Annotated in this window: 9 protein-coding genes; 5 read left to right on the forward strand and 4 right to left on the reverse strand. The window is 50.5% G+C overall.

Annotated elements, in window-relative coordinates:
- The first annotated feature begins 18 nt into the window (after positions 1 to 18).
- The 3 genes from glmM to AAH187_RS04720 all read left to right on the forward strand — a co-directional run bounded on the left by glmM (position 19) and on the right by AAH187_RS04720 (position 5166).
- The gene (gene glmM, locus AAH187_RS04710) at positions 19 to 1368 is read left to right on the forward strand and encodes a phosphoglucosamine mutase (protein ID WP_342347279.1); all 1350 of its coding nucleotides are present in this window, start codon (positions 19 to 21) and stop codon (positions 1366 to 1368) included.
- Between the two features lie 259 nt (positions 1369 to 1627).
- Complete coding sequence (locus AAH187_RS04715; RefSeq protein WP_342347280.1) at positions 1628 to 4189, forward strand: DNA internalization-related competence protein ComEC/Rec2; 2562 nt, start codon at positions 1628 to 1630, stop codon at positions 4187 to 4189.
- Positions 4190 to 4437: 248 nt separating this feature from the next.
- Positions 4438 to 5166 (forward strand): pentapeptide repeat-containing protein, encoded by a 729-nt coding sequence (locus AAH187_RS04720; RefSeq protein ID WP_342347281.1) that lies wholly within the window; start codon positions 4438 to 4440, stop codon positions 5164 to 5166.
- Positions 5167 to 5413: 247 nt separating this feature from the next.
- Here the strand turns inward: AAH187_RS04720 and AAH187_RS04725 are convergent, their stop codons facing one another.
- The 3 genes from AAH187_RS04725 to AAH187_RS04735 form a co-directional block, all read right to left on the reverse strand.
- Complete coding sequence (locus tag AAH187_RS04725; RefSeq protein ID WP_342347282.1) at positions 5414 to 6175, reverse strand: zinc transporter ZupT; 762 nt, start codon at positions 6173 to 6175, stop codon at positions 5414 to 5416.
- An 86-nt stretch (positions 6176 to 6261) separates the two neighbouring features.
- Complete coding sequence (locus AAH187_RS04730; RefSeq protein WP_342347283.1) at positions 6262 to 9978, reverse strand: aldo/keto reductase; 3717 nt, start codon at positions 9976 to 9978, stop codon at positions 6262 to 6264.
- Between the two features lie 86 nt (positions 9979 to 10064).
- Entirely contained in the window at positions 10065 to 10571 is a 507-nt protein-coding gene (locus tag AAH187_RS04735; protein WP_342347284.1) for a cytochrome c, read from the reverse strand.
- A 262-nt stretch (positions 10572 to 10833) separates the two neighbouring features.
- Between AAH187_RS04735 and AAH187_RS04740 the strand changes: the two genes are divergently transcribed.
- Positions 10834 to 11454 carry a DnaJ domain-containing protein gene (locus AAH187_RS04740; RefSeq protein WP_342347285.1) on the forward strand — a complete coding sequence of 207 codons (621 nt, stop codon included), beginning with the start codon at positions 10834 to 10836 and terminating at the stop codon, positions 11452 to 11454.
- Between the two features lie 35 nt (positions 11455 to 11489).
- Here the strand turns inward: AAH187_RS04740 and arsC are convergent, their stop codons facing one another.
- Positions 11490 to 11840 carry an arsenate reductase (glutaredoxin) gene (gene arsC / locus AAH187_RS04745; RefSeq protein WP_342347286.1) on the reverse strand — a complete coding sequence of 117 codons (351 nt, stop codon included), beginning with the start codon at positions 11838 to 11840 and terminating at the stop codon, positions 11490 to 11492.
- 137 nt (positions 11841 to 11977) lie between these two features.
- Between arsC and AAH187_RS04750 the strand changes: the two genes are divergently transcribed.
- Entirely contained in the window at positions 11978 to 12340 is a 363-nt protein-coding gene (locus AAH187_RS04750; RefSeq protein WP_342347287.1) for a hypothetical protein, read from the forward strand.
- Positions 12341 to 12481: the final 141 nt, after the last annotated feature.

Below are 12481 nucleotides of genomic sequence, written 5' to 3' on the forward strand. Positions count from 1 at the left end.
AAAAGAAAAGGGAACCACATGGGGAAACTATTCGGTACGGATGGGGTGCGTGGGGTCGCGAACCTGGATCCGATGACTAGCGAAATGGCGATGAAATTAGGACGGGCAGCAGCCCATGTTTTTCGTAAAGGTGATGGACGACATAAAATCATCATTGGCAAAGATACTCGTGTGTCCGGGTATATGTTGGAGTCGGCCTTAACTGCCGGACTATGCTCCATGGGTGTGGATGTCTTATTAGTCGGTCCCTTACCGACCCCTGCCATCGCGTTCATGACCCGTAGCTTGAGAGCCGATGCCGGAGTGATGATTTCTGCTTCTCACAATCCTTATCAGGATAATGGCATCAAATTCTTTTCGAATGACGGGATGAAGTTGCCGGATGAACTGGAGCATCGTATGGAAAACCTTATTCTCTCGAATGAAATTGAGCATATTCGACCGACGGCCGAAGCCATCGGGAAAGCTTATCGCATTGATGATGCAGAAGGACGATATATTGAGTTCGTCAAGCGCTCGCTTCCCCGTGAAATGGATTTCCAGAATATGCGAATTGTCTTGGATTGTGCCCATGGAGCGGCATATCATGTTTTCCCAAAGGTCATTCGTGAACTGGGTGCGAAGGTCTGGGTGATGGGCAATGAACCGGACGGGCTCAATATTAACGACGGGTGCGGTGCTGTGCACCCGGAGCGATTACAGCAGATGGTTCGAGATAGGAAGGCTGACCTCGGTATTGCCCTGGACGGAGACGCGGATCGGGCGTTGTTTGTCTGCGAACAAGGACAGGTGGTCGATGGGGATCATGCCCTGGCGGCTTTTGCTCTTGACCTCAAGAGACTAGGCCGATTAAGACACAATACGGTGGTGGGAACCGTGATGAGTAATTTTGGTTTTGAGGTCTGCATGCGAGAAGCTGGTATCAATCTGATACGAACGGCAGTGGGGGATCGATACATTTTAGAGCGGATGGTGGCTGAAAATTATAATCTGGGTGGAGAACAATCCGGCCATATGATCTTTTTGGATTATCATACGAGCGGGGATGGGATGATCTCCGGCTTACAAATGCTGAAGTTGATGCAGCGGGCTCAAAAGCCACTGTCGGAAATTGCCATGTGTATGCATTCCACGCCTCAGGTGTTGGTGGGGGTCACCGTTCCGCGTAAACCGGACCTGCAGACCCTTCCACAGTTACAGCAGGCGATTCAAGACAAAGAGCGCGTACTGAATGGAACCGGACGGATCCTTGTACGCTATTCCGGTACGGAACCGTTGCTGCGAGTGATGGTTGAAGGTCAAGATAGCCTGGTTATTCAGGAGATTGCGGAAGATTTAATCACAGTGGTGAAGTCCTGCATTCAGTAAGGATGAGAAGGTCTCCCACCCGTATTTCAGTCGTCTGCTCTAATGAATGATTTGGCATTGAGGATGAATAGACGTAATGATCGATATGGCCTGCTTTCTTACCAGCCTCAACCAGTCGGGTTAAGCCCGGCGCTCTTTTATGGGCGAGGTCCTTTGAAGACGGTGGAAGGCAGTACCCTGCGCTTAATTATGGGGTCTTTGAGTAAGGATACCTTACGGCCCTTGAGATGAGCTTCATGAACCATATGCGCTGTCTTATGTGATACTCCTTGGAGTGGTGTCCTACCTCACCGGGCTTTGGCTTGGTCCGTTTCTTACCTTGTTTCCCCTGTCACTTCTGGGGGCTCTTCTTAGTTTTGGGTGTATCCTCACCTGGTTTGAACAACAAAAACGTGTCACTCGACAGACAGGATTTATCCTATTTGCGCTTGTGGTAGGAGGAATCGGTCATGCACATTGGGCAGGGACCGCTCAGTTGGATTCGAATCTAGTTGTTGTGGTCGAGGAACAACCCATTTTTATTGAAGGAGCCATTGTGGCCCCAGTCCGGCAGACTCCAGATGGGCTCATTTTGCTGGTGGAGGCGACTCGATTGGTGAGGCAGGGAAAGGAGCAGGTAGCTCATGGCCGAATCCGTCTAACCTGGCGGGAACCCGGGGAATATTCATTGATCTACGGGGATCACGTTGCCTTCATTGCCCGAATACGGGAACCCTATGGAACAATGAACCCTGGCGGGTTTCATTTTGGGCAATATCTGAAACGGCAAGGGATTCATGCTGTCGCGTCCGTGCAAGGTCCCGAAGCCATCAGGGTCCAGGGCACCCAAGTTCGGACCACCCGTGAGTTGATCTTAGGTGTTGTCGATCACTGGCGCCAAACAATTCATCATTCGGCAGTGTCCAGTCTCAGAAATCCTGCATTGGGATTATTTCTCGGGATGGTATTAGGAGAGCAAAGTTATATTGAGTCGGACATTCGAGACGCATTTATGGCTAGCGGAACCGTGCATATTCTCTCGATCTCTGGGTCTCATTTAGGGTTATTGGCCTTGTTGATTTTTGCCGGGGCGCGATGGGCATTTCGCCATTTACCAATATTCTGGCTGGAGCGACTATCGTTGCGACTTACTGCCACCCGCTTTGCGGTCCTCATCACATTGCCGGCCGTTTCCTTTTATACCTTGCTGGCTGGGGCGGAAATGGCGACGGTCCGTTCATGGATCATGATCGTGGTGTGTTGCGTTGGCATATGGTTGGGAAGGGAGCGCAATCTGGTGCCGGCGTTAGCCGTAGCCGCGCTCTTTATGGTATTGCCGCATCCGGAGGCCATTCAGGATATTTCATTCCAGTTATCATATCTCTCGGTTGCGGCAATTGCCCTTGTGGTTCTTGTCCGAAAACAGAAGGAATCCAACCTATCGGGATTAGATGCAGCCTTCCCGCCAGCACAGCCGACCTGGCTCGTGGGTCTCTGGCATAAGGCCGTGCTAGCCTGGCTGATCACCCTCGCAGTCAGCTTGGCCACCTTGCCTTTGGTCGCCCATAACTTTCATCAAATACCCTGGCTGGGGTTATTTGCCAATATGGTGATTGTTCCTTTGGTTGGCGCGTTGATGATTCCTCTAGGTCTGTTGTCAGGAATGCTTGTCCTAGTAGGGGGAGGAGAAACTCTTCCTATGGCCAGTGTGAATCAATGGGTCTTTGACTGGCTCGCACAGGTCGTGATGATGCTCTCACATATACCGGGAGCGACTTGGTATGTCGCGTCGCCGAGCTTGAGTTCAATGATCGTCTTTTGGGGAATACTGGCTGGGGTTGTGGCCCTGTGGCATCGGCATCTGATCCGATGGGGGTGTGGCACAATCCTGCTCGCGATTCTGCTGTGGTGGGGATGGTCGCCACGCACCGGGTGGGATCCGGGAACCGTGCGAGTCACGTTCCTGGATGTGGGGCAAGGTGATGCCACCCTCATTGAATTACCCGACGGTCAAACCGTGTTGATCGATGGCGGACCATCCTATCGACGATTGGATATGGGACGTGCGGTCATCGGGCCGTATCTCTGGAATCAGGGTATCCGGCGGCTGGATCATGTGGTTGCGACGCATCCGCAATGGGATCATGTCGGCGGATTACCGTGGGTATTGGACACGTTTGAAGTAGGACAGTATTGGGATAATGGCGTCTCCCGGCCGGAACGATTTTTTTCTCGCCTCCGCTTGGCGGTAAAATCTTCCGGGCTTCAGGAACGGATACCTACGGCAGGAACTGTCATTGTCAGCCCAGGACCTTGTTCTCTGATTGTGCTGAGCCCTTCCCGCAGCCAACGGGCAGAGAGGGATGGATCCTGGACAGGGTCTAGTGGAAAGGATCTCAATAATCGATCGCTGGTTACCAGGCTCGAGTGCGGGAAGCATTCATTTTTGTTCACGGCCGATGTGGAACAGCAATCTCTCGATGAATTACTGCAGGTTTCCAATGGTTTTTCTGCTCGCATCGTGAAAGTGCCCCATCATGGAGCAAAAAGTTCCCTGAACCGTGAGTGGGTGAATCGACTTCAAGCTGAAGCGATGGTTGTTTCGGTTGGTGCTCATAACCGGTATGGCCATCCAGCTCCCGAGGTGCTTGATGCGTATGAAAAGCGAGGCCTTCCTTTATACCGGACTGATCGCGATGGGGCGGTTTGGTTCACCGCGACTCCCGGTTCGGACGACATGACGGTGAGAACAGCGAGAGAGGGAGGCCTGCTCCAGGTTCAAGCTGGACCAGGTATGTGGAGAGAGGAATGGGCCAATTGGACTCGGATAAGGAATCGATAAACAGGGTTTTACCGTAACCTGCCATGTGGGGCAGGGTCGTGCTCATGCTTGGCCTTCAATCCACTTTGTGAGTCCATCTGGGATATCTACGATAGAATTCTCGTGTCCGTCAACTCCTCAGGAGTTGGATCTTTTCCTGTATGTCGGGAAGAGAAGAGTATTATTGTTTTAAGTCACTGTTAAGGATATACGGTTAAGCCACGGATAAAATATTTTAAAAGACGGGTTGTCGGCATTAAAGGAGTCTCATGGCAAATCAAGAGCAATTGAAGCTCATTAAGGGGGGTGTGGATGTCTGGAATGCATGGAGAAAGGCGAATCCTTCCAAGCGCGTAGATTTGAGTGGTGGGAATTTTTCCAAAATGGAATTATCTGGTGTTGATTTGGATGGTGCCAATCTCCAAGATGTCAATTTCAATCAGGCGAATCTTTCAGGTGCCATGTTATCCGGGGCAAATTTGACAGAGTCCAGTTTGTTGGAAGCGAATTTGACCGGGACAAACCTGGAAAACGCGAATGTGAGTGACGCTGACCTTCTCCGGGTCATACTCGTACGGGCGAATCTTGAGCTGGCGCATCTAGCCAAAACGGATTTGACAGGGGCCGATCTGACTAAAGCGAATCTGCGTGAAGCAAATCTTCACCTGGCCAATTTGCAAGGTGCAAAACTCACCGAGGCCAATTTGGAAAGATGTAAACTTCGAGAGGCAAATCTGGGTCAGGCAGATCTCGCTGGTGCCAATCTGGGTAGTGCTGATCTGGCGCAGGCCAATCTCAAGCAAGCGAATTTACGGGGTGCGAATGTTGAAAAGGCTTCCCTGATTCAGGTGGATTTGCAGGAGGCTAATCTTCAGGCTCTTGACAACATGACTCTCCTCCAATTGTCAAAAGCCAGATTCTTGCGGCAGGCTCGACTAGACCCGACCATCTATGAACAGTTGGTAAGGGAATATCCCCATGTGTGTGAGCAGGATTAGTTAAGAGACATTGGGAGGTATCGAGAAATTTTCACGAGTGAGGGAGGAAATACGATGGGGTCTCGAAAGGTCATACCAATGCTGGACAACGTGAGTTCTGATGACGAGCTTCAAAATCTGAGAGGAAAAGACTGGCCGCTTTTTATTGTGTAAACAGAATGGGGGTGGTCGTTCAGAAGGTTCAGCAGCGACCACCTTGTTGGCTACCGAATTTCATAGGAATGCTGGGTTTGAGCTAGCCGCCCTCTTACGTGCGGATGCCGCTGACTATCTGCAGAACCATGGCAGTGAGGAACATGAGACTGATACCCGTGAAGACCCCATAGGCGGATTGGACCCGGCGTGTGGCGGTGTAGAAAATCGTGGTCAAGGAAAAGATGACGTATAACAGCGAGCCCGCAGCTAACGCAAAAAACATGATGGTAAAGTAGGGGGATACTGCGAATCCGCTGATCAAAGTTCCAAGACACGTTGGCAGACCTGCTAACAATCCCATCAAAATGATATCTTTGAGACTTGGTCTTGATTTTCCAGCTGAGCCGATAATAGCAAATCCTTCTGTTCCATTGTGTAAAGCGAAACCCATAATCAGGACCCCACTTAAGACCCATGCACCCTGCATATAGGCGGCGCCGATCGCTAGGCCTTCGCCCAAGTTATGGAGACCCATTCCTAAGGCGATCATATAGGGTAGAAACAGCTTTGAGGGTTCCGTCCGGTTCCTGCCCTGCTGGCGTTGCTCAATGAGCACCAGCCCCACAAACCCGACCAATAAACTGCCGAGAAAGGCGACCCAGGATAGCGGATCCGTCGCGCCGGTGAATTCTACGGCTTCGTGCATGAGGTCAAAAAAGAGATAAACAAGTACACCGGTGGCAATTCCGGTTAAATAGCCTTCCCAAGCCCTGCTCATGGCCTTTGCAACGATCAAGGCCAAGGCAATGCCAAGATAAATCGGGAAAACCCCTGCAATCGCACCGAGCCCGATTAATTGTCCAATTGTTTCCATAAGACCAACTTATCAAATGTTAGAGTTTTTTGGCAATAATGAAACTTGGTTTCATTTTCAAATTATTAATGATATCGGATGGAGCATCAGGGAATCTTGGATGCATGAATGGCTTCAAATAGCGCTCGGGGTTGAGAGAGCGGTTCCCATTTCAGGACGCCCAGCGAGTCATCGACATAGACAGGATGTCGCATGCCATTAAGCACACAGCTTACACCTGGGGCACTGGCAACCGCCCAGAGGACTTTACGGGAAAAGGGTTCCTCTCGTTTGGTTTCCGGTATTAAAGGGTCGATGATCCGTCTGATTTCAGAGAGTTTTTTGGCACTTGTTTGCGCGGCCTCCATACGCATGACCTTGAGGAGAGAGACAAGTTCCGGAACATACCGATCCCGCCATGATTCCCATATTTGTTCTTCTTCCTGTTTGCCTGCGAAATGTCGGGTGAGCAGTTGGAAGACCTGATTGGCATGTGGGGCAATCGTTTGTGATTCGATTTGGTCCCAGTGCTCAAGATTTTGGATGGACGGACGAATTCGTTTCAGTTCTTCGGCCCAGTTAAAATAGTCCAGCGGAGCAGCCCCTTTTTCCGGTTTGGGGATCTGGGGTGCTAACACCTGCTTGTAGTCGTGTTCCAATGCGGCGACTTTTGGCTGCTGGGAATCAAAATTCGTGTTGGATATTTCCACCTGGGGATCGGCGAGACGGATCATGCCTCCGCCTTTTCCAGGGATGGCATTCAGTGGCCGGTTCACCAGGACAGCAATGTTGGCTTCCTGGGCAAATGCCAAGACCGTTTGCGACTGTTTTGGACCGGTATTGGGCGTGAGCAGAGCTTCCGATTCAAACAGATTCATCGGGAGTTGAAGTATACGGAAATGATGGTGCGAAATGCCGGCATGCTTTGCGGCGGCTTCTGCGGCATTGAGCATGCGAGAGAGTGAGGTGGCTTCGGGATTATCGGGTTTGGCTGTGCAGGTATTGGAGGAGACCCCATAGTATTGCAACCGGCCTGCGGCGATTTGTGTCTCCAGATAGGTAAAAGCCTGTTGCAGACGCCGATAGAACTCCTGTCGGAGATCTTCAAGCCTGATGGGATCAATCGACAAATTCCGGTTTTTGGCATCAGACAAAAAATATTCTGGATTGTGCAGGAGGCAGATATCCAGGGTTTCCAGTCCCAGGCGGTCCAGAGACAGAACGAGTTGTTCTTCTAGAAACGAAGGATGGAGGCAATGCCAGATGCCCTCGCCATATTTGACCATTTCGGGAAACGGGTGGCCGGCTTGTTCCCTGGATTCAGCGCGCGCAAGATTATTTCCTTGCACATAGCCGATTTTTGAGACCACGATGACCTCATCACGAGAGACAACCTGTTTAGCAATAAAATCCTTAAGCACCACACCGACCAAACGTTCGCTCCCACCGTCGGTATAATTGGTAGAGGTATCGATAAGGTTGCACCCGTCTTGCAAAGACTTTTCAAGTGCCTTTCGGTGGTCTTCGACTCCAACATTGATCCGGTAACCACCAAAGCCTATGCGAGAAGTCGTCAATCCGGTTGAACCCAAAGATGTATATCCATGAGAGGAAGGGCGAGAATCCTGTGGGCTGGCAAGGATTCTGGCTACGTACTGCCCCGTTCCCTGAGGAGTGGCATGTCCGGACAGACCCTGGCTGGTCAGTGCTTGCAGGGGTGGTTCTTTTGTGAGTGAGGTGGTGGTCTCCTGGGGATGGCTCAATGCGTCAACGACCTCTTGAGGATCGGTGATCGGAGCCTGACAGGCAAAATTTTTACAGACATAGAGCGCGGATTTCCCATGTGTCAGAGTCTTTCCGACCAATAGGGGATGAGTCTGTTCACCATCCAGATCCTGCTTATAGGCCAAAATGCGGTAAGGCACAAAACACGCATTCACCGCTGAACGGAGTTGGTCATATAGCTTATCGCCAGGAATTCCTACGAGGGCCAACTCGATCGGGCCCCGTAATAGGAGGTCAATGACCATGAGACTTTTGGGAAACCCTCTTGGCATTTGTCCGATTTGCTGCCCATAGGTTCGAATGGCATTGGTCGCGGCTCTCCGAAAGTCGTCGCGATCATCGTGAAATGATAAGCGGGCCAGAGCCGACGCGGCCACGGCATTTCCACTGGGAGTTGCTCCATCGGCGCCTTCCCGTCCCCGGATAATTAGGGCTTCATGATCGGTGGGGGTGGTAAAGAATCCACCGTTGTCCCGATCTTCAAAATCTTCCACGATACGTTCAGCTAACGAGACTGCCTCATGAAGGTACCGTTCCTGCCCAGTGGCTTCATAGACGTCGATCATGGCTTCGGTCGCATAGGCATAATCTTCCAGGCAGGCATTGAGATGGGCGTGCCCTGCACGATAGGTGCGCCATAGCCGGCTCTCGGGACGTGAAAGTGTGGACAGAAGAAAATCGGTGGCCCGAATGGCCCCATCCAGATAGGGTTGATGGTTGAATACGCGACCGGCTTCGGCCATCGTCCCGATCATCATGCCGTTCCAGGCAGTGATGACTTTATCATCAAGTCCAGGTGGGATACGTTTCAGGCGAGCCTGGTACACTTTCGGGCCCACACGGGTGATCGTGTCTCGTAAGTCTTCGCTGGAACAGCCTAATTCCTCTGCGACCGTTTCTAGTGATTTTGTTGTGCGTGGGATGTTGGTGTGTTCCCAATTGCCTTCCTCGGTGATGTCGTAATAGGCGCAGAAGCGAGTGGCGTCTTGTTCATTCGGGAGGATTTCACGTATCTGTTCCGGCGTCCATACGAAGAACTTGCCTTCTACTCCTTCGCTGTCCGCATCTGTCGCCGAATAAAACCCGCCTTCCGGTGCAGTCATTTCTCGCAAAATGTAATCTAAGGTCTCCGTGGCGACCTGGCGATATCGATTTTCCCCTGTGACTTGAAAGGCCTCAACGTAGGTCCGTGCGAGGAGGGCATTGTCATACAGCATTTTTTCGAAGTGGGGGGCTAACCATTCATCATCCGTGGAATAGCGCGCAAATCCGCCACCGATATGATCGTACAGGCCGCCTGCGGCCATGCCATCCAAAGTTTTGGTGACCATGGCGAGTATTTTTTTCTCACGACTCCAGTGGTATTGGCGCAAGAGAAATGAGAGGCCGGTGGCGGGTGGAAACTTGGGCGCTCGTCCAAATCCCCCATAACGTGTATCAAAATCACGGGCAAATTGCTTGACGGCATCTTCAATTTCGGCTGCCCCAACGGCAAGCGGAGATGCAGGTTGCAAAGCGGTTCGCAGACGTGTCGTGAATCGACTGGCTTGTTGAGCGATGTTAGATTGATCTTTCTTCCACCCTTCCCCAATGTTTGTCAGAATTGATCCGAATCCAGGACGACCATAGCGGTCTGTAGGAGGGAAATAGGTTCCCGCAAAAATTGGCTCCTGATCGGGGGTGAGGAACACGGTCATAGGCCACCCACCGTGACCCTGGTTCATGGCAGTGGTAGCCTGCATATAGATTTCATCCAAATCCGGCCGTTCTTCCCTGTCCACTTTGATATTCACGAAATACCGGTTCATCAGTTCCGCGATGGCCTGATTCTCAAACGATTCCCGCTCCATGACGTGGCACCAATGGCAGGCTGAATAGCCTATGGAGAGCAAAATTGGTTTATTCTCTTTCTTTGCCAGACTCAGCGCCTCCGCGCCCCAGGGGAACCAATCTACCGGATTGTAGGCATGCTGAAGGAGATAAGGGCTGGTTTCGTGACTTAGCCGATTGGGTTTGCGCTCTGTTATGGATTCAGACATAAAGGATTTTCACTCAACGTGATCAGGATAATAAATGGTGGAGGTGCTGCATTCTGTGGAACAATTCATTAAGTTAGGGGGAAATACTATTTTTGTTGGTCACCGAGGCTTCGTTCATACAGCAACACCTTCCATCCATCCGCTTCCGAAATGAATCCTTTGGGTTGGACAACAGGAAGCATCCCGGTTCCAGGCACCCGGCCGGTCTGTCCCATACTTCCGTTTTTGAGGACCCACATCATTTCACCAGGTGTTCGATAGGTGTTAAACTTCGGATTAGTAAAATTTCTCGGTTGAATGGGAAGGTTTTTTGCGGCCGGCCCATCCCCTTTTCCTTCGGCCCCATGACAACTAATGCATCCTCCACGTCCCATGAAAATTTCTTTTCCTTCGGCCAGGATTTCCGGGGTGGATTCAATAGGAGGTTTCGTCGATTTGGCTTTGGCGATCTCATTCGAGGGGACTCGGGAGATTTTAATGTTGAATTCACCGCCTGCGGTGCCATAGCCGGCAGGGTTTGCAGACCAGGCAGGTGGCGCAAGAAGAGTGGAGAGGATAATGCTACTTCCCAAAATAAGCCGGTAGTGATTCATGAAAGTCTCCTTCAATGCAAATTTAGGATAGGCAGAATGAAGTTTGATATTTTGGGGATAACTCGCGTTCTTCTCCCCGTATGATCTTCTAGGGTCGTGCGCTCAAAGGTAGACAGGATACCAATCATCAAGGTGAGGGGCAAACCCAGCTTTTAATCACTTATTTTAAGCCTATAGGCTCTCTTTCAGGTAATAACAATACGCTTGACTAGTGGGCACTTGTGTTACAATTGGGTCAAAATTTTCCTTGAGCATTGGCATTATGGCGTTAAATGAGCACAATCGACGGAAATTTGTGGCTGGCATGAGTCGGCGGATTTCGAAGCTACGCGACCAATCTGAGCAAAGCTTGGACTTTGCAATTGAAACAATGTTTCAAGAGCGGACAGAGGCCTATTTGCATGTTGAAGAGGGGTTGATGGAGGTTGACCGGATGTTGGGGCTGGTTGAGGGGGAGTTGGAGGATATTACCGAATTGACTACCGCCCAGCGCTTGGAATCACGGTTAGAGTTTATTGAAGACCGGTTTGAAGAGTTTGAAAGCGAAATAAGGCAACGTCCCCGCCGTCGACGACACAAGATCAATCTCTTTAATTTCTTTAAGGCTGCCGGAGGTGGAGGAGGGGAGGGAGAGCCCACTTCTGTTCGTGGAGAAATTCGTTCGTCTGTCCACGCCTATGAAGTGCTAGGGGTTGAGTTTGGAAGTCCTTTGCCAGTGGTGACTCGAGCCTTTCGAGAGCGGGCGAAGAAGATACATCCTGATATTCGGCAAGGCGACCGCAGTTCCGAGCCGGAACTGCGGCGTATTATCGAAGCTTACCAATTCCTCAAAACCGACTATTTTGGCAGTGCGGCTTCAGATTCTATCCAGCGGCCATTTTGACTATAAGCCCCGCTTTTTCCCCTGCCAAGACTCCTTTAAAGAATTTTGCTAACTGTTTCCGGAGGCCGGGCGAGGATCGCTTGGTCCCCTTTTTGGACGAGAGGGCGTTGGATGAGATCTGGGTGTTTAATGAGGATGTCTAGCAATTCATCATCGGTGAATTGTGAGTCCTGTAAGTTCAGCTTTTTATATAACTCTTCCTTTTTTCGGATGATTTCTGATGATTTAATCCCGGCCTTTTTGAGGAGCCCTTTAAGCGTGGATTTGGAAAAAGTTTTTTCGTAATAGTTAATGGCTGTAAAGGGTTGTCCGCTTTCCTCAACTAATTTGATGACCTGCCGGCAGGTGGAGCAGGTTGGTTTGTGATAAATGATGATGTCAGCCATACGATACGCCTCCGTTGTGAATGATCTGTCAACTCCATCCGCCTTGACCTCCTTTTTGAGGCCATGCTACAAGCTGGTCCAGCTATATGCGAAAGGATTAGTCTGATGTATACATACGACAGAGGGAGTTTGCCAGGATGAGCGAGCTAAGCCCAGCTCAGGAATTTTTTTGTGCCTCCGAGACCGAGCGAACCTTAAAGGATCTTCGGCTTAAACGTAAAGGCCAGCCCCTGTATGTGATGGGTCATGAAGATCGGTATAAGGGCAAGGAGGGGATATTTGAATTTTTTAACGTTCGCCTTGCCGTGGTCAAGTTTCCTGATGAAAAAACGCTAGGATTTGATCCCATAGATTTATTATTACCTTGTGAGATCAATGAGGACGGCGTACCTTTTTTTGAAATTCGCTATTGCGAAACGTGCGACCAAGTTTTTCCTCTCACCTCATCGGAGTTTCATGCTTCTGTTGAGCGGAAAGAATGTCCGGAGTGCGCCCCATAAGTCCTTTTTGAAATAGGTTCTTTCCTGCAGGTCGTTTGCAGTGCACCCTCCGTTTTCTTTCATTTTTTTTAACTTCCTCCGTTTTTTGATTTCAAGAGTCAATTTCCCATTGATGAAGGGGGCAGCTTCGTCGGCGAATGA

The sequence above is a fragment of the uncultured Nitrospira sp. genome (assembly GCA_902500695.1).
Taxonomy (GTDB): domain Bacteria; phylum Nitrospirota; class Nitrospiria; order Nitrospirales; family UBA8639; genus Nitrospira_E.

Coding starts and splice junctions, on each gene's coding strand:
- glmM (WP_342347279.1), top strand. CDS start 19: ATGGGGAAACTATTCGGTACGGATGGGGTGCGTGGGGTCGCGAACCTG.
- AAH187_RS04720 (WP_342347281.1), top strand. CDS start 4,438: ATGGCAAATCAAGAGCAATTGAAGCTCATTAAGGGGGGTGTGGATGTC.
- AAH187_RS04725 (WP_342347282.1), bottom strand. CDS start 6,175: ATGGAAACAATTGGACAATTAATCGGGCTCGGTGCGATTGCAGGGGTT.
- AAH187_RS04730 (WP_342347283.1), bottom strand. CDS start 9,978: ATGTCTGAATCCATAACAGAGCGCAAACCCAATCGGCTAAGTCACGAA.
- AAH187_RS04735 (WP_342347284.1), bottom strand. CDS start 10,571: ATGAATCACTACCGGCTTATTTTGGGAAGTAGCATTATCCTCTCCACT.
- AAH187_RS04740 (WP_342347285.1), top strand. CDS start 10,834: ATGGCGTTAAATGAGCACAATCGACGGAAATTTGTGGCTGGCATGAGT.
- arsC (WP_342347286.1), bottom strand. CDS start 11,840: ATGGCTGACATCATCATTTATCACAAACCAACCTGCTCCACCTGCCGG.
- AAH187_RS04750 (WP_342347287.1), top strand. CDS start 11,978: ATGAGCGAGCTAAGCCCAGCTCAGGAATTTTTTTGTGCCTCCGAGACC.